Here is a 20312-nt window from a genome sequence, read left to right as displayed (position 1 = left end):
GGAACCACTCATGCGCCAGTTCGACAGCAAACTTCCCAGTACCGGCACGACCATTTTTACGCAAATGTCGGAATTGGCCGCCAAGCATCACGCCATCAATTTATCACAAGGTTTTCCTGATTTTGACGGGCCAAGCGAGCTGCTAAGTCGAGTGGATCACTATATTCAGCAAGGCGCTAACCAATATGCTCCGATGACCGGCGTACCATCATTACGCCAAGCCATCAGTGCTAAACTGGCTCGTTGCTATGATTATCAAGCGAATGCTGATACAGACATCACGGTTACCTCTGGCGCCACCGAAGCCTTGTTTGCCACTATCTCTGCGTTTGTGCGCCCTGGCGATGAGGTGATTGTATTTGACCCTGCCTACGATTCTTACGACCCAGCGATTCGCTTAAATGGTGGTACACCCGTGCATATCGCCTTGCTGCCACCAAGTTTTGCGATTGATTGGCAAACGGTCGCGAACGCGATTACCCCCCAGACCAAAGCCATCATTGTCAATTCTCCTCATAACCCAACGGGCACAGTATTTTCGGCTAATGATCTAGAAGCGCTGTACAGTCTTGCTGATCAACATGATTTGTTGGTGCTATCCGATGAGGTCTACGAGCACATTGTGTTTGAAGGTGCTGAACATCAAAGCGTGTTGCGCCACAAAGAACTCGCGAAGCGCAGCGTGGTCGTATCGTCTTTCGGAAAGACTTACCACACTACAGGTTGGAAAATTGGCTACTGTGTTGCGCCGACGCCACTTATGGCAGAAGTACGTAAGGTGCACCAGTACCTGACCTTTAGTACCAGTACACCGATGCAACTCGCTTTGGCGGATTTCTTAGATGCTCACCCTGAACACGATGAAGTGCTGCCAAGTTTCTACCAACAAAAACGTGACTTATTCAATAAGGCCATGAGTGAAAGCCGCTTCACTTTCACTCCATCACCTGGTACTTACTTCCAATTAATGGATTACAGCGCCATCAAAGATGTGCCGGATACTGAGTTTGCGCTTTGGTTAATTGAAGCCGCTGGTGTCGCAGCGATTCCGATTTCTGTGTTCTACCAAACGCCTCCTGAAGATATGCGTTTGGTTCGCTTCTGTTTTGCCAAGCAAGCCAGCACACTGAGTGCAGCGACGCAACACCTTACTACTCTCTAAGGATTTAAGCCTGATACGCCCGAGCCACCGCACAGGTGGCTTTAGGGTTTTTGATCTTGTTTAAGTAAAGTTCTGGGCTCCCGTGCGTCAAATTCTGAACACCCAGAAGCGCCGCCGACTCAGCCACGCCATACACTCCAACTGTTTTGAAAACATACTCAGAACGCATGCTCAATAAAGGCTCTACATTCTTAAGTGCATTTGCATCATAGGTAATAAAAGGCCACTGATATTTCTTTGCTAACTCAATCAAGTGGATTTCATCAGCTTTAATATCGATACTGTAAAGCCCTGCAATCTGATCTGGCTGTAAGCCTACTATCTCCAGCGCTTCGAGCATCAAGCTTTCCAGATATTCTAGTGGGCAGTTTCGCTCACAGCCCATACCAAGGGCATAGACCGGGTTTAAATAGGCGTTAGCTGTGGTCATCACCAACTCTGCATTCAGCGCCTCAGCTACCTCACTGCCCCATTGATTAGCGCCACCTTCATGACCAGATAATAGAGGAATCACAAAGCGCCCCAATTCATCTAATACCAATACCGGTGGGTCTTTTAACTTGCTCTCTATGACAGGCGCCAACGTACGCATGACAATGCCCGTAGCGCAAATGAAGAGTAGCGGATCGCCTTCGCGAAAAAAGCCTTGAACGGTTTCAGTAAATGGCTTGGGCTTAAAATGTAATTGGCTGCCTGGTAACAATGCTTCCAGACGCTTTCCTAGCGCCTGGCCTGCATCAGTTAACGCAATAATACGAATCATCGTGTGCCGCGCTCTTTGCGTGAAACAATAAACAGCGAAAAGTATGGTCCATACTCATTCTGCAGGCGGCGCACATCATTTTCTACCAACTGATTATCTCGCCCCACGTATTCCACATATTTAGCGTCTTCTATGCGTTCGGTGAGAGCTAAGGCTTTCATAATCGTTGGGCGGGCACGGCCTGCTTTCATAATCACAACCGAATCATGCAAGTGCAGCGCTTCTACAAGTTGCTGCTCTGTATGACGACCACTCACCACACAAAAGGACTCTTTTAATACCGTCAATGGATGCTGAAGCTCAGCAGCCGCCGCATGAATGCTGGAAATCCCTGGCACCACTTGTATCGGACATTTGCCTTCTAAACGCTCCATCAAGTAGGTAAACGATCCAAAAAACAGTGGATCGCCTTCACACAAAAACGCGACATTAAGCCCTTTTTCAAGCGCTTCTGAGATCGCTTTCGCGCCTTCGTCATATGCATTATTGGCCGCCTCACGGCGAGTCGACATAGGCATGGGAATGACAATATCAGAATGGCTTGATTGACGGCCTTCTAGTGCCAACACTGCAATCTGCTTCGCCTGTGATTGACCTGACTCGCCAACTAAATACGCCAATACATCGGCCTGCTGAATTAAACGCATGGCCTTTAAGGTCAATAATTCTGGATCGCCAGGGCCGACACCGATGCCAAAGAATGTGCCGCTCATAAATGCTCTCCTGGTAGACATTTCTCAAACCGCCATAAACTCACAGGCAAATGGGGGCGTCGAAAACGCTTCCCCGCCAAACGCTCACTACGATAAACCTGAATTGTCGAACTTTCATCGTAAGCATCTTGTGCTGCGTCACGCTTGGCAAGAAATGCCATGGTTTCCACCATGGTTGCGTCGGTGACAGCATTGACTAACAACACGCCACCAAGCGGCAGTCGCTGCCAAACATCGTCTAATAGCTCTGCCATTTCGCCATCACTGCCGCCGATAAACACGCGTTTTGGCGCAGGTAAATTTGCAAACGCATCCGGTGCTCGACCATGAACGACGTGCAGATTTTTCACCACCCCAAAATGCTCGCGGTTAGCTTCAAGACAAGACAATCGTGTTTCATGATGCTCAATGGCATACACCTCGCTTTCAGGATTCCAATAAGCCAATTCAACACTGACGCCACCACACCCAGCACCGATGTCCCACACCACTTCTTTCGCTTCAACACCTAAATAAGACAACACAGCCAAGCGTACTTCACGCTTAGTAATCATGCCTTGGCCATCGCCTTTATCGGTGATAAATAGGCCATCTTTGAAACCAGGCGTAGAAGGTAAACGCCCCGGCTGAGCACTGGTATTGACGATCACCACGTTAAGCGGATCAAAGGTGTCTTCCACATGCGCTAAGCTGTTCGCGGTATAGCGCGTCACACGCTCATGGTCATAGCCTAAGCGCTCACAGACAAACAGCTCACTTAAACCAAGCCCCATCTCCACGCACTCTTTGGCAATCGCCTGCGGATTATTGGTTTTATCGGTCAATAGCAACAAGGTTTTGGAAGGGTGTAACTGAGTACGAATCGATGCCAAAGGTCGACCATGGACACTGAATACTTGCGCGTTTTGTAAGGAGATCCCGAGACGGTGACAAGCGGCTTGGATACTTGAAACATTGGGGTAAAAGCGCACTTCTTGATCGGCAAAAGAACGGTGTACCCAAGCACCGATACCGTAATAAAGAGGGTCGCCCGAAGCCAAAATTGCCACACGCTCAACCCCTAAAGACGCCCATTCATCCATATGATTTTTTAGGTCATTGAGCTTTGGCAGCACATGCGTCTGCGCTTTGGTGCCGTAGGTTTTGACCATCGACAGCTGACGCTCACTGCCAACGAGCTTATCGTTCTCGGTTAGCTTTGCCAGAACATCTTGCGCCTCTTTCGGCAATTGCGCTTGCTCATTGATGCCCAGTCCAATCACGTGAATTTTCACTGTTAACCCTTACCGATTAAATTAATAATATTCGCCGATGTTACAACGCAATAATGCGTTACAGCTGGCAGAAGTCACCGCACTGCCGCCCATTCGACCGAGCAAGGTAATGCAATCAATGCCCAGCTCTTTGTGATCATCCCATAACGCTTGCTTAGACTCAGCGGCGCCAACAAAGCCCACCGGCATACCAATGATCAATGCAGGCTTTGGCGCGCCAGCACGGATCATTTCAAGTAATCGAAACAAAGCCGTCGGTGCATTGCCAATCAGAACCACACTGCCTTCCAGCTGTTCCTGCCAAAGGCTTAGCGCCGCCATAGAGCGGGTCTCGCCTTTAGATTTAGCAAGATCTGCCGTACGTGGATCATTCAAGAAGCACAGCGGCTCACGCTCAATCATGCGTTTAGTGACGCCCTGCTTGACCATCTCTACATCACAAAGAATAGGACAATTTTTCGCGAGCGCCGCTCGGCCAGCTTCACAGGCATGGTCACTAAAGCGCACTTGTTCAGCCACATCAGGAAGCCCAAGGCTATGCACCACGCGCATCACCACTTGCTGAGCATCGCGGGATAAATGATCAAGCTGTGTCAGTTCACGGATTTGGCGGAAGCTTTCGTTTTCAATGCCTTGTGGCGTTGGATCGTACTGATAAGTCACTGTTGTTGGGATTCCTGAGCAGTGGATGCAGAGCCTTTTAATGCCTGCACCGCTTTAATAAGTTGAGAGTAGTCGGAAAAAGTTCGTACTGCATCCCTCACGTCTGGACGCTGCTGCAGTAATACGCTGATACCTAATTCACGAGCGGCATCAAGCTTTGCTGACGTGGAGTCGCCACCGCTATTTTTAGTCACGATAACGTCGATCTGATGCTCTTTTAATAATCGTCTCTCATGTTCGAGATCAAACGGACCTATGGCTTTCAGCCAAGAAATCTTATCAGGCACATCAAATTTTGGCAGAGCTGCCGTGCGCCAAACGCCTTGTTCAAAGCCATCTATGTGAGTGATTACACGTAATTGCTCTAGGGACATTTGTCCTGCGCTTAACAATGGGCGCTTAAATCCTTTTAGTCGCGCTAATAAGTCATCATCGTTTTGGTAAAAGTGCCAATCATCGTCCGCTTGAGCCTGCCACGCTGGACGCAAAAAACGCCAAACCGGCACACCGGTTTCCATACCTGCGGTCACGGCTTTATCACTCATGGTGGCCGCATAAGGGTGCGTCGCGTTAATGACTAAATCAATCTGACGCTCCTTAAGAAAAGTGGCCAAGCCACCAAACTGGGTAAAACCTCCGACGAGGACTTCACAAGGCAATGTCGGTACACGCACTAACCCCGCTATCGAATACAGCACGTCAAAACCGAGCTGACTAAAGCGTTCGGCTAAATGGCGCCCATCGGCGGTGCCGCCTAATAAAAGAATTTTCATAGCTTTCCTTTAGTTCGATATGCCCTGATCAAGCGCTTGTCCGACAAATTGCCCCTTACGGTCAATAGCCAGTACTTCAAGTGCCATATGCATTGGCACAAAGCTACGACAAAACTCGAGGGCTTGCTGGCATACAGCATCGGCTAAAGCGATGCCTTCTGCTTGAGCGAACTTTAACGCTTCGACACTGGTGTTGGCTTGGCACATCTTAATGTGTAGCGCCTCGGAGGCTCCCATTGTTGAAGCCAGTTCAGCAAGTGCTTCTAAATTGATAGATGAAGCTCGGGAGTTTAAATCCATATGTTGCTGCGCCAGTTTGCTGATTTTACCAAAACCACCACAGAGGGTGAGTTTTTCCAGTTGCGGGTCTTGGCTTTCTAAACGTTTCACGTGCTTTAGTAAAGCACCAACAAAGTCGCCCATTTCAATCAACGCCATCTCATCCAAACCATCACGTTCTTGAATCGCCGTTTCACTGGCATTACCTGTGGTGGCGGCAATATATCGATGTCCATTGGCACGAGCCACATCCACCCCTTGCTGAATCGAAGCAATATAAGCGCCACAGGAAAACGGGCGCACGATGCCCGTGGTGCCTAAAATGGAAATGCCGCCGAGAATACCCAAACGAGGGTTCATGGTTTTAAGGGCTAATTGCTCGCCTTGCTCCACACCAACGATTACCTGAAATCCACCTCGATAGCCTTGCTCTCGGGCAATGGTATTCAAATGATCAGAGATCATTTTTCGTGGCACTGGATTGATGGCAGGCTCACCTACGTCAAGCAAGAGCCCTGTTCGTGTGACCGTACCAACGCCTTTGCCTGCCACAAACTTAATGCCTTGTTCTGAGGTAAGCGCAAGCTCAACCCAAACCGTCGCACCGTGGGTAACATCAGGATCGTCCCCTGCATCTTTAATGGTGGCGGCTTTGACTGAGTGCCCAGCGGTGTCATAAGAAATGATCTCAAGAGACACTTCTTGTCCTTTGGGCAAGGTGACAAATACGTTAGGCGCTTGCTGCTTCGTGAGCAACGCCATGGCAGCCGCCACCGAACACGCGGTGGCACATGTGCCTGTCGTCAGCCCTGATCGAAGCGGCTTTGGCTCGTCACTGCTTTCTGGCCACATAGGTTGTTAAATACCCTTAAATAACGCTGCTGTGGCCGCGACATTTGAAGCAAAGAATAAATGCAGGTAGCTCGCTGTGAGCCCTTTTTCACGATAGATCGCCTCACCCGGTGCAGGATGACGCTGGCGGCGGCCATGACTTAATGGCTCAGGTGTATTCTCACTCAGTGAGCGATGGTGAGCATGACCACGTATATCACCCTCTGGCAGCGGTGCAGTTTGCATCCCTTGGCAGCCACGTTTGCCTCGCATCGCGCCTGCGCCTTTCAGCAAGCCAAGCATAGGATAGGTGTTAGCCTCAAGATCCGTTAAGGTTTCAAGGCTATAAAGCATACCGCCACACTCAGCCAAGATCGGTTTGCCCGCCGCAAAAAACGTTTGAATCTGATCTAGCATGTTATGGTTTTGCGAGAGCTTTTCGGCATGGAGTTCTGGGTAGCCCCCCGGTAACCAAAGGGCATCCGCCTGCGGTAATTGCTGATCATGAAGCGGCGAAAAGAACGTGACCGTAGCCCCTAACTTTTCTAACACACGAAGGTTGGCATCGTAGATAAAACTAAAGGCTTCGTCTTTGGCAATGGCAATAGTTTTACCCGTAAGTGGTGTGCCGACATCTTGCTCAGCGACCGTTTGCTCTGGCGCATAAAATGCCACCGGCTCGGGAAGCGTCAGCAGCGTTTGATCTTCGGTTTCCGTTAACCAACGCACTGCGGCAGTAAAGCATTCTTCTAGCTCATCGCCCACTTCGGAAGCTTGAACCAACCCCAAATGGCGCTCAGGTAAGGTCACTTCATCATCACGCTTTAAGCTGATTAATAATGGTAAATCTTCCGGTAAAGCATCACGGATCAATTGCGCATGGCGCTCGCTACCACATCGGTTAGCAATTAAGCCCGCCACTTTGACGTCATTGCGAAAGTTCGCCAAACCGGTCGCCACCGCAGCGGCGGTTTGCGCCATGCCTTTTACATCCATCACAATGGCAGCTGGGATGTTAAAACGTGCGGCAAGATCGGCACTTGATGGCTCGCCGTCAAACATCCCCATTGCGCCTTCGACCAAGATCAGGTCCGCTTCTTGAGCCGCATCGAATAGCATTTTTTGACAGTATTCATCGCCCGCCATCCAGATATCGAGCTGCTCGACGGGCTGCTTGGAAGCTTGCGCTAAAATCTGTGGATCAAGGTAATCCGGCCCCGTTTTGAACACACGCACCACTTTCCCCTGCTCGGTAAAATAGCGTGCCAAGGCTGCAGTGATAGTGGTTTTACCTTGATTTGATGCTGGCGCGGTTAGGAATAATGCAGGGCAATGGGCCACTTGAGTTGTCATGTTATTCACTTATCTAAAATGCGTTTTCGTTGGCGCGACTGACTTAAGCCATCAACTGACTTAATGAAAGGTAATCGGCATTCAATGCTTGGGCAAGTTCTTGTGCACGACCACGTTTAATCGGCGACTGTTCTGTATCAATGACAGCCAAAGCACCTTGCCAAGCAGCGACAGGAAAATCACCTGACACGCGCCCATCCGTTAAAATATAGCTGTTTAGCTCAAGCTCTGGCTGTTGCCGTAGCGCTTGAACCAGATATTGCTGTGCATCGGCTAACGCTTGATGCATCGGCGTACCGCCGCCAGCACTGAACGCATCCAGTTGTGCACGAATATTTTGCGGAGCGCGCACTTGTGGCAGCAGCCAATCCACTTGGTCCCCGCCAAATCCAAGGATACTGATTTGCTCACGTCTTAAATAGGCACGTTCAGCGATGTCCAAAATCACACCTTTGGCTTTGGCAAATGTCTGGTCAGCTAAAGTCGACCCCGATGTATCAAGCAAAATGCAGTGCAGTACCGGTTTTCCTTCTCGCCCCTTGCGACGCACGAGTTGCTTTGGGGGCCATTCCCCGGCACTGTTTCTGAGAGTCTGTGCCATATCTATATTGCCGTTCTGACGCTTGCCAAGGTTTCTTGCACCACCTTGGCTTGAGCCGCGCTGCTTTCCGGCTAACAGCGTTGAACTGCCTCTCTGCGCTGGGGCTTCACTAAATAATTGAGTTCCAATGGCCATTACGTCACTGGTCATTTGTAACTCTGGCAACATGCTTCCCCATTCACCAACAGAATCATTCTGCGGTGAAGGTGAAGACTTTCCCGGCCCTTGGCCCTCATCTTGGTTATGAGAATCAAGTGGTCGGCGTGAAGATGGGGGCGGACTGGGCGGTGGCGATTGCTTTGATTGCGGCGGCGTTTGGCGGCGATGTGCGAGGACAAAATCTTCTACCGCTTGCACATCTTCAATTGAAACGGTGTTTGCGCCACGCCATGCGGCATGAGCAATCGCTGCACGCACCCACACGATATCCGCACGTACACCGTCGACATTGGCATCTTGGCAACGGCTAGCGATGTCCATACGCAGCGCATCCGCGCACTTAATCATATTTAATCGAATTTTGGCTTGAGTGATACTTTGGCGTAAGTTGCGTTGTTTGTACTTGAACGCATCACAGAAACCTTTCGGATCTTGATCGAATTCATCACGTAGACGCACAATCTGTACACGCTCTTCCAAGGTATATTGATTGGACAGCGTGACCATCAAGCCAAAGCGGTCTTTCAACTGAGGACGCAGCTCCCCTTCTTCCGGGTTCATGGTGCCGACTAAAACAAAGCGTGAGTCGTGCGCATGGCTTACACCATCACGCTCCACTCGGTTGACGCCGCTGGCACTCACATCAAGCAAGACATCGACCAGACTGTCAGCAAGTAGGTTGACTTCATCGACATACAAGACGCCTTGATCCGCTTGCGCCAATAGCCCTGGCTGAAATTTCACTTGTTTGTCATTGAGTACCGAATCGATATCAAGGGATCCCAGCAGACGATCTTCTGTCGCCCCTAGTGGCAAGGTCACAAACGCGGTTTCATTGCTCTCAAGGTGAGGCATTACACCCGCTAAGCCACGAGCTAGGGTCGACTTAGCACTGCCACGCGGGCCTGATATCAACACCCCACCAATACGAGGATTGATCGCGGTTAACACCAACGCCAATTTGAGTGACTCTTGCCCCGCGACTGCGGTGAAAGGAAAGTTGTGAAAAGAACCGTCTGCCATGTTTACCTATCCAAGGTTTCGCTCGTGAAGCCTTTATAAAATCTGAGTTTGAACCTTATCCGTGCCCTATGAGCAAGTCAAATTGAAAACACACACTGTTGCGTGAACAGTATCGATATTGGCGTTAGAATGACCTCGATTCATTTATCAAGGACCGTTCCATGAAACCTGCTGCGCCCCCTAAAAACGCCATCGATAAAAATATGCTAGGTGTTTTTCGATACAGCAAACGCGCCATCACCCTCGTTTGGCAAACCTCCCCGCGTTTAACATTAGGATTAGCGTTTTTGACTCTGATTGCTGGTGTATTGCCTGCTCTGATGGCATACGTTGGTCAGTTAATTGTCGACTCTGTGGTCGCCGCCATGGAGCAATATGAACAAACGCAAACCCTACAGTATTTCCCTGCTTTATTGTTCGTTTTATTAGAGGGAGCACTGGTTTTACTTACCAGCGCCAATCAACGAGGCTTAGTGGCTTTGCAGTCAATCCTTAGGCTCTCCTTGGGCCAACGCGTAAACATGATGATCATGGAAAAAGCGCAGCAGCTTACCCTTGCCGATTTTGAAGATTCAGAGTTTTACGATAAATTAGTTCGAGCAAGACGAGAAGCCTCTAGCCGCCCTCTCGCGCTTGTCACCAAAACCTTCACCCTACTGCAAAATGGCGTGTCACTTGCCAGCTTTGCCGTGCTGCTTTGGCAGTTTTCACCTTGGGCTCTGACATTACTAATTCTTGGTGCGTTACCTGCTTTTTTTGCCGAAGCAAAGTTCTCTGGCGATGCGTTCATGTTAGCTCGTTGGCGCTCCCCTGAAGTGCGCCAACAAAACTATCTAGAAACACTGCTTGCCCGTGAAGATCATATTAAAGAAGTGCGCTTGTACCAATTAAGCAATCGTTTTTTAGGGCGCTATCGAGACATTTTCGAGAAACTTTTCCGTGAAAACAAGCAGCTGATTCTTCGTCGAGAGTTCTGGGGCTTTGTGCTCGGCATTCTCAGTACGGCGGTGTTTTATGGGGCTTATGCTTGGATTGTCACCTCGACCGTCGTCGGGGTAATTACGTTAGGTCAAATGACCATGTACCTGTTGCTGTTTAAGCAAGGTCAAGGAGCGGTTGCTTCATCCCTGACCAGCATTAGTGGTATGTACGAAGATAACTTGTACTTGTCGAATCTCTACGAATACTTGGAACAACCGACTGCCGTAAATATTGAAGGCCAACGAAACGGGCCGCTCCCTGGGGATGGCATTCGCTTTGAAAACGTATCGTTTTCCTACCCTGAAAGTGATATCCCAGCTTTAACAGATATCACGCTCCATATTAAACCTGGCAATAGTCTGGCGATAGTCGGTGAAAATGGCTCTGGGAAAACGACCTTAATCAAGTTATTGACGCGCCTTTATCAACCTAGCAAGGGAAGAATATTGCTGGATGGTCTAGACCTTACCGAATGGCAAGAACAAGCTTTGTTGAGTCGCATTGGTGTCATCTTTCAAGACTTTGTACGCTATCAATTTATTGTGGGTGAGAATATTGGTGCAGGCGACAACGATCGCTTTGATGATCAACAAGGCTGGGCAACTGCGGCTGAGCTTGGCAAAGCAACAGACTTTATTAGTGATCTAAACCAAGGTTATCAAACACAATTAGGCAAGTGGTTCCGCGGCGGGCAAGAGCTCTCTGGCGGACAATGGCAAAAAATAGCTTTGGCCCGTGCCTTTATGCGTGAGAAGGCAGACATTCTAGTACTGGATGAGCCCACAGCCGCGATGGATGCCGGTGCAGAAGCGGAAATCTTTGCTCACTTTCAAGAGCATACTGCCAGCAAAATGGCGATCCTCATTTCCCACCGGTTCTCCACAGTACGTCTCGCTAACGAAATCATTGTAATGGAGCACGGCAAAATAATTGAGCGAGGCACCCATAGTCAATTATTGGAAATGGATGGGCGGTACGCTTATCTATTCACCCTGCAAGCAAAAGGATACCAATAAAATTTGGCTCAATACGAAACCTAGGCTTGACCTTTGTGTTTACTCCAAGGTTTATACTGATGGCATATCAAGATTTGGAGTACATCATGTTTCGTATTGGTGAGCTTGCTAAGAAATTTTCAATCAACGCCGACACACTACGTTTTTATGAGAAACAAGGTTTACTGTGTCCAAGTTCGGTCGCTGCAAATGGCTATCGCCTTTATTCAGAGCAAGAAGTCAAAACGCTAGGCTTTATCCTTCGAGCTAAGGAAGTGGGGTTTTCGCTAACAGAGATCAAATCCTTGCTTTCCATTGAAGTCGATAAAGCCAACAGCGAATGCTCGGATGTCAAAGCATTAGTGGATGATAAGCTGGACCAAGTCACGGCCAAGATCCAAGAGTTACAGCGCTTCCAACGCTCGTTGAAGCGCTTATCTAATGCTTGTTGTGGCGGTCATGAAAGCGCTGAAGATTGCACCATACTCCAAGCACTTGAATCTGAAACACTCGATATCGTCCCTGAACACCATCACGAATAAGGAGCTGTTATGAATTGGTTCAATGCGTTAATTGAGTTATTCCTAGAGTCGGCACCTTGGCTAATTTTAGGGTTGGTCATCGCAGGCTTATTAAAAGAATTTGTTCCCATGAGCTGGATGGAAAAGCAACTCGGTCGTCGATCACGCTTCTCCGTTGTCAAAGCGGCATTTATTGGCGCCCCCTTGCCACTCTGCTCTTGCGGAGTGATTCCTGCCGCGGCGGGCTTAAGGAAAGCTGGCGCGACAAAAGGTGCGACAACCTCCTTTTTAATCTCAACCCCTGAAACAGGAGTCGATTCTATCGCCTTATCTTGGGCTTTGCTCGGTCCATTTATGGCGATCATACGCCCTATTGCAGCCATCACCAGTGCCGTGACAGCAGGCTTTCTCGTTGGGAAAGATGAGTCTATAACGCCTTCAGACGACCATCTAAACACCACTTCATCCTGCGCCACGAAAGGTTGCTGTAGTCAGAAAAAGCCGGATGCGCCTTTAAGCATAAGCCAGCGTTTTATCCGTGGTATGCGATATGCCGCGACTGAAATGGTCGATGACATTGCCATTTGGTTAGTCATAGGGCTAGGATTTGCGGCGCTGGTACAAGCCTATATACCTCAGAGCTTTTTAGCAGAATGGGGCAATGGGCTGCTCGCCATGCTAGTGATGATGATCATCTCCATTCCCATGTACATTTGCGCAACAGCATCGACACCTATCGCAGCGGGTTTATTGGTCGTGGGCGTTTCCCCTGGGGCTGTCCTTGTATTTATGTTGGCAGGTCCAGCTACGAACATCGCCACACTAGGTGTCGTCCACAAGCTACTGGGTAAGCGCGCTCTATTCAGCTACCTAAGTGGCGTCATGATCTGCGCATTAGGGTTTGGCTTTTTGGCTAATCAGCTTTTTGTATATTTCAATTGGCAAATAGTACCTGCGACCGTTACACCTAACGAGCACAATACTTGGTGGGCTATATTGAGCAGCATTGTACTAGCAATATTAATACTTATGAGCATTACTAAAAGCTTTTCTTTTAGCACCCGTCGTAGAACTCATAATCATTAACTTTATGGTTAAAACAATTTAAAGACCATGATGAGCAAGGTTATGAGGTTGTCATTAGTAACGGTATACCATCATTTCCATTGTAAACGGATACCATTAGCTGACTTCATCTCTAATCTGATAAAATCGTTTACTTTCTTAGATTTAAATCAAATCCTCTATCGTAGAGAGGCTCAGTAGTGAAGATGAAGACAATCTGTATTATTCCTGCACGTGGTGGTTCTAAAGGGTTGCCAGGTAAGAACATTAGAGTTTTAGCAGGTAAACCACTGATCCATTGGCCAATAAAAGCAGCCATTGCGTCAGGTGTAATCGATGACGTTTTTGTAAGTACAGATGACCCCGACATCGCAGAGCAGGCAAGACTAGCAGGAGCTTTAGTTCCATTTTTAAGACCATCTAAGTTTGCTGAAGACCTGACAACAACAGAAGATACGTTACAACAAGCTCTATTAGAGTTCGAAGCTTACTCAAATCAAAAATTTGATATTGCAGTTTTCCTTACAGCAACAGATGTATTTCGACATCCTAGTTGGATAAAGGAGGCTATTACCACACTTGTAAACAATCCAGAAATAGAAAGTGCTTTTGCAGTACACAAGACAACTAAAAACTATTGGCATAAGAATGAAGAGGGAGAATGGGAACGTGTTCTTCCGTGGATGAGAGAATACTCGTCTCGTCAAATTAGGAATAAAACCTATCGTGAGGACACCGGTCTTACATGTGCTTCAAGAGCTTGGCTATGGCGAGAGGGTCGTAGAATTGGCGATAAAGTTCATTTAATACCCAATGATAATAGCGAAACTGTTATAGATATACACTCAGCCTTTGATTTGTTCCTTGCACAAAAAGCTATCGATTATCTGGTTGAGCATCGCCCTGAACGAGTTCCTTTATTCTCAGAGGAGCTAAAATGACCTCAAATAGTCTCGCCCTCCCTCTAGTCTCCATTATCATCAGAACAAAAAATGAGGAAAGCTGGATAGGACACTGCTTAGATGCTATCCAAAAACAAACTTACTCAAATTTTGAGATCGTTTTAGTCGATAACTGTTCAACAGATAAAACGGTCTTAAAAGCTTCTGAATATGACGTTAAGGTAGTTAACATTGATGTTTTTCTTCCAGGAAAAGCGATCAATTATGGTATCAAAGCTAGCCAAGGCTCTATCTTGGTGATTCTTTCAGGTCACTGTATCCCCAAAGACTCAAATTGGCTTATCAATTTAATTTCTCCACTTAGTGACTCTAAGATTGCAGGAGTTTACGGCCGCCAAGAACCCTTATCTTCGACCTCAGATACAGATAAGCGAGACTTGCTTATCACCTTTGGTTTAGACAAAAAGCTTCAACAGAAAGATCCATTTTTTCATAATGCAAACAGTGCATTACGTCGTGAAACTTGGGAGAAATTTCCTTTCGATGAAGAAGTCACCAACATAGAAGATCGTGTTTGGGGAACCAAAGTGATAGAAGAAGGTTTGCATATTGCTTATGAACCTGCCGCAAGTGTCTACCACTATCATGGGATTCATCAAGACCGTAACGCTATAAGGGCAAAAAATGTCGTTAGTGTTATGGCAAAGCTGCATGGTAACTTTGAAAACCTTTCGAGTGTTGTCCAAGAAAATGTTCGCACAATGGCAATTGTTCCTGTTACTGACCAAGTAATAAAGTCAAAAGACTTTTGCTTACTAAGGCATACCATTGAATACTTAAAGTCTTGTCAAACAATAGATGACATTTTTATAGCAACTGAATGTCCTGAGGTCGCCGGCATAGCCAGTAAACTCGAGGTGAATGTCATGATGTTATCAAGCTCTAAAGCAGAACCACCATCACCACCATATCAACGTTTAGGACAAAGCCTTAGCAGTATTGAAAAGGATTTTGGCATTTACGACTATATTGCCATTTTAAGTCCAAATAACCCTTTCAGAGAAAATGATATGATTGACTCTATGCTTATGAAAGCTGTTGATCATAATGCAGATAGCGTCATAGCCAGCAAAATGGAAAAGTCCTTAGCTTGGGGTATTGAGTTAGAAAATAACAGAAATCAAGGTGATTACTTTGATAGAACTCCGTTAACTGGGTCAGGAGTGATAGTAAAAGCCCCCCTATTACGAGCAGGATTGCATAGCATGTCTGGTACTATATTTTATGATGTATCAGATGCGATGGCATCTGTAGAAATACACAACAATGAAGAATTAGAAAAACTACTACCTTTGCTATTCAATAAGTAGCACCTCTTGTTTTTAACATCGAGTCAATTGGAAAAGTTATGTCAAATACTCAGATAATGAAAGCAGCCTTTCTTGGATGCGGCCGAGTGGCTGAACATTATTTACATATTTTAAGTACAGAAAAAATTGAAGACCTAAAAATAGTTGCTGTATGCGACTTAAACAATGAAAAGTCTAACTCGATGGCTAGGCGACTAAGTTGCCAAGGGTTCACCGATGTTAATCTAATGATTCAGTCTCATGATCTTGATGTTATCTTTGTATTAACCCCATCTGGCAACCACTTTGAGCATGCAAAACTTATTTTATCAAATGGAATAAATGTAGTCTGTGAAAAGCCAGTGACCATGATTCCAGAGAATGCTCTTGAACTACAAAAAATTGCAACCGATAAAGGCCTCTTCTGCACAACAGTTTTTCAAAACAGATTAAATCCAGCGATGCTGGCAGCTAAAAATGCGATGAATTTAGGCCGCCTAAAAACAATTGTAAGTGCCAATGTTCGCCTCCAATGGTGCCGTTATCAAGATTACTATGAAGATGGCTGGCATGGAACTTGGGCTATGGATGGAGGTGTAATTAACCAACAAGCCATTCATCATATTGATGCATTGAGATGGCTATGTGGCCCAGTTCACTCTGTGTGCGCGACATCTGCAAATAGAATCAATAAGCTTGAGGCTGAAGACACATTAACGGCCATTTTAAAATTTGAAAGTGGCGCCCTAGCCACCATTGAAGCAACAACAGCAGCTAGACCTGAAGATTTTGAAGCGTCCTTATCAATCATTGGCGAGGCAGGAAAAATCCAAATCGGAGGAATTGCTCTCAATAAGATAGAGCAATGGAGATTCATCGAGTACACCGACTTTGATCTGAGTACTCAAGAGTGTTGTAGTACAGAAGTACCCAATGGTTATGGACTAAGCCATACGCAGTTTCTTAGGAATCTAGTGGATTCTTTCCAGCACAACTTAGAGCCCGAGGTGACCATTCAATCTGCGTTGCCTACCTTAGAGCTAGTACATGCACTTTATGCCAGTGTCGAGACTGGCGGCTGGGTATCTCTTGAGGATCGTCCTCGATCCAGTAAGTTAGGCATTAAACTAAGTTAGTTAAAAAACTGCCTTTTGATATAAGAACCATTCTATCCTTGATATTTGATGTAAAATTTTTTTGGAGTGACGTGATGTCTATAGAAAACAAAGCCCCTGGAAAAGATATCTCCGAAGAGGATTTATTAGACAAATTTCCACTTGCAGCTAAGAAGCACTCTGATCATCGCTCCCAATTTGAAATCTGTGGAGTAACATTTGGTGGTGATTTAGTACCCGTTTTTGCTGGGCCAAACATGGTCGAATCAGAAGAGTTAATTGTCAATACAGCTAAGGCTGTAAAAAGTCATGGTGCCCATTTTTTGCGGGGCGGCGCTTTTAAACCCTTAAGTTTTCCCTATCGATCTGAAAAATACACTGAAACTCGTGAAACAGGGTTGAAGTGGCTTCAAACAGCCAAAGAAGAAGCAAATATCCCAATCATTACGGAAGTCATGGAGGAACAGTTTGTTGATTTGGTAGCAGAGACAGCCGACATTATTCAAATCGGCGCACGTAATATGCAGAATTACCCTTTATTGACGCGTATTGCCAAGACAGGCAAGCCCATTATGCTAAAGCGTCATTTCGGCTGTTCTTTACGTGATTGGCTCGGAGCCGCAGAATATATTTTAGTAGAAGGAAATGAGAAGCTTATTTTATGTGAGCGTGGAGTTAGCGCCCCACATACCCATCGAAGCTCATCACGGTTTTTACTAGATTTACAGGTCGTCCCTGCAGCTCAAGAGATTACACACCTTCCGATTGTTACTGATCCAAGTCATGCTACTTTTTGGCGTAAGTGGGTAAAACCCATGGCTCTTGCATCAGTTGCGGCAGGAGCTGATGGTGTTATGCTAGAAGTTCACCCTGACCCAGAAAATGCCGCGGTAGATCCTCTACAACCGATCAATTTCGAAGCATTCGGTCAGCTAATGAACGACATGGAATTAGTCGCAAATGCGGTGGGACGGCACATAAAATGAGCGAGCTGATTCCTTTTATTAGCAATCGGCTAGTCATACCGGAAGGGCAATTCACGGCAATCATAGGTTCACATCCATCCAAAGGAGCTAGATCCCCTATCCTATGGAATGCAGCTTATAAAGCGCTGGGAGAAAGCTGTAATATGTTTCCGTTTGACATTGACAAGAGTCAACTTCCAAATTTATTAGACTGGCTAAAAGACAACCCAAGATTCGCAGGTGGCGCTGTTGCCGTGCCGCACAAAGAACTTATTGCAGGCCTGCTAGCTGAGGATAGCCTTCACGCCAGTGCCAAAGGAATTCAGGCCGTAAATAGCTTGTATCGAAGCAAGAGCGGGGAACTTTATGGAGCAAATACTGATGGATTGGCGGCTGCTCAAGTCCTTTCAGAGCTTGGGCTCGACATAGAAGATACGGTTGTTGTGTTTGGTTTTGGAGGAGTCTCCAAAGCCTTAGTAAACGCCATTAAGTCTAAAGTGAAACGAATTATTGTCGTCACGAGATCTTATAATAAACCTGACGCAATAAAGCTAGCTGAATGGATGAAAGTGTCTCTTTGTTCTCCCGCTGAGTCAGGCATGGCAATAAAACTCGCTACAGTCTTAATTAACGGGACAATTCTCGGGTCAGCCCCTGATAATGTTGAGCAATCCCCTCTACTTAGTGAGCACAGAAACAACCATAGCTCGGTTAAGATTGCTTTTGATGTGGTCTACAATCCATCAAGAACAGTATTTCTCCGAGCAATACCAGATAGTGCAGTATTTTCAAATGGCATTCGAATGAACTTACTTCAAGCTGTTCAAGCTTTCAAATTGAGCCATAAATGCCAACCTCTATCAAAAATAGAGCTTGCTATGGCAACAGCAGCAAACGCCTTGTAATAGAAAAGACTGGTTAAACGTGAAGATAAAAAACTCCATACATATCAATCCACATTACTTCAAAGAAAGTAGTTGGGATCAACGATTTGAAATAATGGAAGACCTTTTTCAAGAAGGTCAGTTTTCAATTCTATGGTCAAAACTACAAACTTTCCAAGAAGCTGATTTACCTCAAGCTCGCCGTCCAAGATATTACTTCTATATACTTAGCTGTGCCGTGTACGGCATAGGCGATCTATTGAAAGCAAAGCATCTCAATAGACAACTAAACTTTAGATTCCACCCAACAATGCGTTACAGGCTAAGCTTACGACTCAAGGACTTTGTAACCGCAAATAGATTGCGCCACTCCCATGTGTTTAATGAAAATGAAAGAGCTGACTTTTGCCATACTTTAGGTCTACACTGCCTAGCAAAAGGAAAGTTCAAGTTTGGCTTTCATTTTTATCAAGAACGCTACAAGGCTATTAATACTCCTAAAAGCCTAATGTCCCCTCTTAAGTATCATTACTTAACCAGTGACTCAAAGCTAGATTCCAACATTATAGTGCTTGAGCAAGGCATGGGAGAGGTTTTAATAAGCCTACTTCATATAAAAAGCTCTGGTAACCACGAAAAATCTACCTTTTGCGGTATGGCTAAATATAGCAGAATGGTTAAAAGATACTTCCCAAACGCTACTTATCTAACTCGCCTAAAAATTTCAGAGTTTGAAAACAAGGAAGGAATTCTAGCCGTAGATTTCCTTAAGCGGTCTTGGGAACAAAAACATACCCTATCAATTGAAGTACCGCTTGATCAACCTATACGCACAAGGCATTCGAAACCAAAGATCGGCATTTGCTGGCGAGGCGGCGCGGGGCAAAACCGAAGAGAAGAACGGCACATACCACTTAAATATTTTTTAGAGTTTCTTCCGAATGAAAATGATTACATTGTGCTTCAATATGATACTACTGAAGAAGAAAAGCAATTATTAGAGAAACATCCCAATATACAAATCCCCTTAGTTGATTTAACAAATGATGCACTAGTGACATTCGACATTATTCGTGAGTTAGCTGGAGTTATTTCCGTAGCAGGAGCAAATTGGCACTTGGCAGGCAGCGCAAACATTCCGTTCTTAGCTATCATGCACGAGCACTCGCATTGGCTATGGGGGAAAAACTCAGATGCAAATTCAGTGTATCCAAGTGCTACGACCATACGTAAAATTGACCTTTCATTTGATGTCGTTAATCGCTGGGCATTTACAGCGATTTCGATGTGGCACTCTCGCTCGGTAGAAGCTTGCATTTCAAGCCATAAAGCTTGTGAAAGACCCATTTTCATTACAGGTCTTCCTAGTAAAGCATTATCTCAAACCATGAAGAAATTCGTAGAAAATGGTTTATGGATAAATAATAAAGCCAAAAACCTCTCTTCGGAGAATGAAATATACGGTAGCGAGATCATTCGGAAGCGATTAGTTTTCAATATTCTTAACAAACTTGGCGTAAGTGAAGAGGGACATACCTTTCCTGCTGCGTCAGACCAGATACCGCCATTTCCTTGGCTTCGTTTTCAAATAGAAAAAGCATTACATGAAGAAGGCTATGATAGAAACACTCGATGGGGATATCAAGACTTTCGATTAGTATTATTGTGGCCATTACTGGCAAGAGCATATCCAAATGCAACATGGATTATTGTTAGGCAGGACATTCAAAAAGTAGGTCTCGAATTACTAGAAAAACCAGCCTATACAAAACAATCGACAAGTTATGAGTATTGGAGCATGTACCTAAGAGTATTTAATGACCGTCTGTTATCACTAAAAAACAGCCAAGAAGAAATAGTTGAATTGAGTAATGAGGACTTATCTAGCACTTACATTCGTACATTGCTAAGGTAGTGGAGATACTATAATGATATAATATA

At 46.0% G+C, this 20312-nt stretch carries 18 protein-coding genes; 10 read left to right on the top strand and 8 right to left on the bottom strand.

Features of this window, described 5'->3' with window-relative positions; translation table 11 throughout:
- The first annotated feature begins 10 nt into the window (after positions 1 to 10).
- A complete protein-coding gene (locus JHD44_RS04755) occupies positions 11 to 1162 on the top strand; it encodes a methionine aminotransferase (RefSeq protein ID WP_199461590.1) in 1152 nt (383 codons plus the stop codon).
- Positions 1163 to 1166: 4 nt separating this feature from the next.
- On the opposite strand, the gene JHD44_RS04750 is transcribed toward JHD44_RS04755, so the two are convergent.
- From JHD44_RS04750 to JHD44_RS04715, 8 genes are read right to left on the bottom strand one after another with little or no spacing between them, the layout of a single operon-like run.
- Complete coding sequence (locus JHD44_RS04750; protein WP_199461588.1) at positions 1167 to 1925, bottom strand: cobalt-precorrin 5A hydrolase; 759 nt, start codon at positions 1923 to 1925, stop codon at positions 1167 to 1169.
- Positions 1922 to 2638: a precorrin-2 C(20)-methyltransferase gene (gene cobI, locus JHD44_RS04745; RefSeq protein WP_233401760.1), complete on the bottom strand. Its 717-nt coding sequence runs from the start codon at positions 2636 to 2638 to the stop codon at positions 1922 to 1924. Before cobI ends, JHD44_RS04750 begins: the two co-directional genes overlap by 4 nt.
- Positions 2635 to 3912: a precorrin-6y C5,15-methyltransferase (decarboxylating) subunit CbiE gene (cbiE, locus tag JHD44_RS19055; protein ID WP_199461584.1), complete on the bottom strand. Its 1278-nt coding sequence runs from the start codon at positions 3910 to 3912 to the stop codon at positions 2635 to 2637. The genes cobI and cbiE overlap by 4 nt, the downstream gene beginning before the upstream one ends.
- A 21-nt stretch (positions 3913 to 3933) precedes the next feature.
- The gene (locus JHD44_RS04735; RefSeq protein WP_199461582.1) at positions 3934 to 4575 is read right to left on the bottom strand and encodes a precorrin-8X methylmutase; all 642 of its coding nucleotides are present in this window, start codon (positions 4573 to 4575) and stop codon (positions 3934 to 3936) included.
- Positions 4572 to 5348 carry a precorrin-6A/cobalt-precorrin-6A reductase gene (locus JHD44_RS04730; RefSeq protein ID WP_199461580.1) on the bottom strand — a complete coding sequence of 259 codons (777 nt, stop codon included), beginning with the start codon at positions 5346 to 5348 and terminating at the stop codon, positions 4572 to 4574. Before JHD44_RS04730 ends, JHD44_RS04735 begins: the two co-directional genes overlap by 4 nt.
- Positions 5349 to 5357: 9 nt before the next feature.
- Positions 5358 to 6479 carry a cobalt-precorrin-5B (C(1))-methyltransferase gene (locus JHD44_RS04725; protein ID WP_199461578.1) on the bottom strand — a complete coding sequence of 374 codons (1122 nt, stop codon included), beginning with the start codon at positions 6477 to 6479 and terminating at the stop codon, positions 5358 to 5360.
- 6 nt (positions 6480 to 6485) lie between these two features.
- Positions 6486 to 7811: a cobyrinate a,c-diamide synthase gene (locus tag JHD44_RS04720; RefSeq protein WP_199461576.1), complete on the bottom strand. Its 1326-nt coding sequence runs from the start codon at positions 7809 to 7811 to the stop codon at positions 6486 to 6488.
- Between the two features lie 43 nt (positions 7812 to 7854).
- Positions 7855 to 9594, bottom strand: a complete 1740-nt coding sequence (locus tag JHD44_RS04715; RefSeq protein WP_199461574.1) for an ATP-binding protein — start codon at positions 9592 to 9594, stop codon at positions 7855 to 7857.
- A gap of 161 nt (positions 9595 to 9755) precedes the next feature.
- Here JHD44_RS04715 and JHD44_RS04710 point away from each other — a divergent pair, with 161 nt between their 5' ends.
- The 9 genes from JHD44_RS04710 to JHD44_RS04670 all read left to right on the top strand — a co-directional run bounded on the left by JHD44_RS04710 (position 9756) and on the right by JHD44_RS04670 (position 20286).
- Positions 9756 to 11591 carry an ABC transporter ATP-binding protein gene (locus JHD44_RS04710; protein WP_199461572.1) on the top strand — a complete coding sequence of 612 codons (1836 nt, stop codon included), beginning with the start codon at positions 9756 to 9758 and terminating at the stop codon, positions 11589 to 11591.
- A gap of 59 nt (positions 11592 to 11650) precedes the next feature.
- Positions 11651 to 12112 carry a Zn(2+)-responsive transcriptional regulator gene (gene zntR / locus JHD44_RS04705; protein WP_233401758.1) on the top strand — a complete coding sequence of 154 codons (462 nt, stop codon included), beginning with the start codon at positions 11651 to 11653 and terminating at the stop codon, positions 12110 to 12112.
- Between the two features lie 9 nt (positions 12113 to 12121).
- Positions 12122 to 13177 (top strand): SO_0444 family Cu/Zn efflux transporter, encoded by a 1056-nt coding sequence (locus JHD44_RS04700; protein WP_199461570.1) that lies wholly within the window; start codon positions 12122 to 12124, stop codon positions 13175 to 13177.
- A gap of 185 nt (positions 13178 to 13362) precedes the next feature.
- Complete coding sequence (locus tag JHD44_RS04695) at positions 13363 to 14097, top strand: cytidylyltransferase domain-containing protein (protein WP_199461811.1); 735 nt, start codon at positions 13363 to 13365, stop codon at positions 14095 to 14097.
- Positions 14094 to 15428, top strand: coding sequence for a glycosyltransferase family 2 protein (locus JHD44_RS04690; RefSeq protein WP_199461568.1), 1335 nt, complete (start codon positions 14094 to 14096; stop codon positions 15426 to 15428). Before JHD44_RS04695 ends, JHD44_RS04690 begins: the two co-directional genes overlap by 4 nt.
- A 38-nt stretch (positions 15429 to 15466) precedes the next feature.
- The gene (locus JHD44_RS04685) at positions 15467 to 16543 is read left to right on the top strand and encodes a Gfo/Idh/MocA family protein (RefSeq protein WP_199461566.1); all 1077 of its coding nucleotides are present in this window, start codon (positions 15467 to 15469) and stop codon (positions 16541 to 16543) included.
- 74 nt (positions 16544 to 16617) lie between these two features.
- Positions 16618 to 17508, top strand: coding sequence for a 3-deoxy-7-phosphoheptulonate synthase (gene aroF, locus JHD44_RS04680; RefSeq protein ID WP_199461564.1), 891 nt, complete (start codon positions 16618 to 16620; stop codon positions 17506 to 17508).
- Entirely contained in the window at positions 17505 to 18392 is an 888-nt protein-coding gene (locus JHD44_RS04675) for a shikimate dehydrogenase family protein (RefSeq protein WP_199461562.1), read from the top strand. Before aroF ends, JHD44_RS04675 begins: the two co-directional genes overlap by 4 nt.
- A gap of 19 nt (positions 18393 to 18411) precedes the next feature.
- Positions 18412 to 20286: a hypothetical protein gene (locus tag JHD44_RS04670; RefSeq protein ID WP_199461560.1), complete on the top strand. Its 1875-nt coding sequence runs from the start codon at positions 18412 to 18414 to the stop codon at positions 20284 to 20286.
- The last annotated feature ends 26 nt before the right edge of the window (positions 20287 to 20312 follow it).

Source organism: Marinomonas ostreistagni (assembly GCF_016461785.1).
Classification (GTDB): Bacteria; Pseudomonadota; Gammaproteobacteria; order Pseudomonadales; family Marinomonadaceae; genus Marinomonas; species Marinomonas ostreistagni_A.
The sequence above is the reverse complement of the archived record's forward strand: the minus strand, read 5'-3'. Positions and strand labels throughout refer to the sequence as shown.

Bases quoted from the DNA above. Each gene is read 5' to 3' on its own strand.
- JHD44_RS04690 (WP_199461568.1), top strand. From the start codon at position 14,094: ATGACCTCAAATAGTCTCGCCCTCCCTCTAGTCTCCATTATCATCAGA.
- JHD44_RS04685 (WP_199461566.1), top strand. From the start codon at position 15,467: ATGTCAAATACTCAGATAATGAAAGCAGCCTTTCTTGGATGCGGCCGA.
- JHD44_RS04675 (WP_199461562.1), top strand. From the start codon at position 17,505: ATGAGCGAGCTGATTCCTTTTATTAGCAATCGGCTAGTCATACCGGAA.
- cobI (WP_233401760.1), bottom strand. From the start codon at position 2,638: ATGAGCGGCACATTCTTTGGCATCGGTGTCGGCCCTGGCGATCCAGAA.
- JHD44_RS04725 (WP_199461578.1), bottom strand. From the start codon at position 6,479: ATGTGGCCAGAAAGCAGTGACGAGCCAAAGCCGCTTCGATCAGGGCTG.
- JHD44_RS04695 (WP_199461811.1), top strand. From the start codon at position 13,363: ATGAAGACAATCTGTATTATTCCTGCACGTGGTGGTTCTAAAGGGTTG.
- zntR (WP_233401758.1), top strand. From the start codon at position 11,651: ATGGCATATCAAGATTTGGAGTACATCATGTTTCGTATTGGTGAGCTT.
- aroF (WP_199461564.1), top strand. From the start codon at position 16,618: ATGTCTATAGAAAACAAAGCCCCTGGAAAAGATATCTCCGAAGAGGAT.
- JHD44_RS04700 (WP_199461570.1), top strand. From the start codon at position 12,122: ATGAATTGGTTCAATGCGTTAATTGAGTTATTCCTAGAGTCGGCACCT.
- JHD44_RS04715 (WP_199461574.1), bottom strand. From the start codon at position 9,594: ATGGCAGACGGTTCTTTTCACAACTTTCCTTTCACCGCAGTCGCGGGG.
- JHD44_RS04750 (WP_199461588.1), bottom strand. From the start codon at position 1,925: ATGATTCGTATTATTGCGTTAACTGATGCAGGCCAGGCGCTAGGAAAG.
- JHD44_RS04755 (WP_199461590.1), top strand. From the start codon at position 11: ATGCGCCAGTTCGACAGCAAACTTCCCAGTACCGGCACGACCATTTTT.
- JHD44_RS04710 (WP_199461572.1), top strand. From the start codon at position 9,756: ATGAAACCTGCTGCGCCCCCTAAAAACGCCATCGATAAAAATATGCTA.
- JHD44_RS04730 (WP_199461580.1), bottom strand. From the start codon at position 5,348: ATGAAAATTCTTTTATTAGGCGGCACCGCCGATGGGCGCCATTTAGCC.
- JHD44_RS04720 (WP_199461576.1), bottom strand. From the start codon at position 7,811: ATGACAACTCAAGTGGCCCATTGCCCTGCATTATTCCTAACCGCGCCA.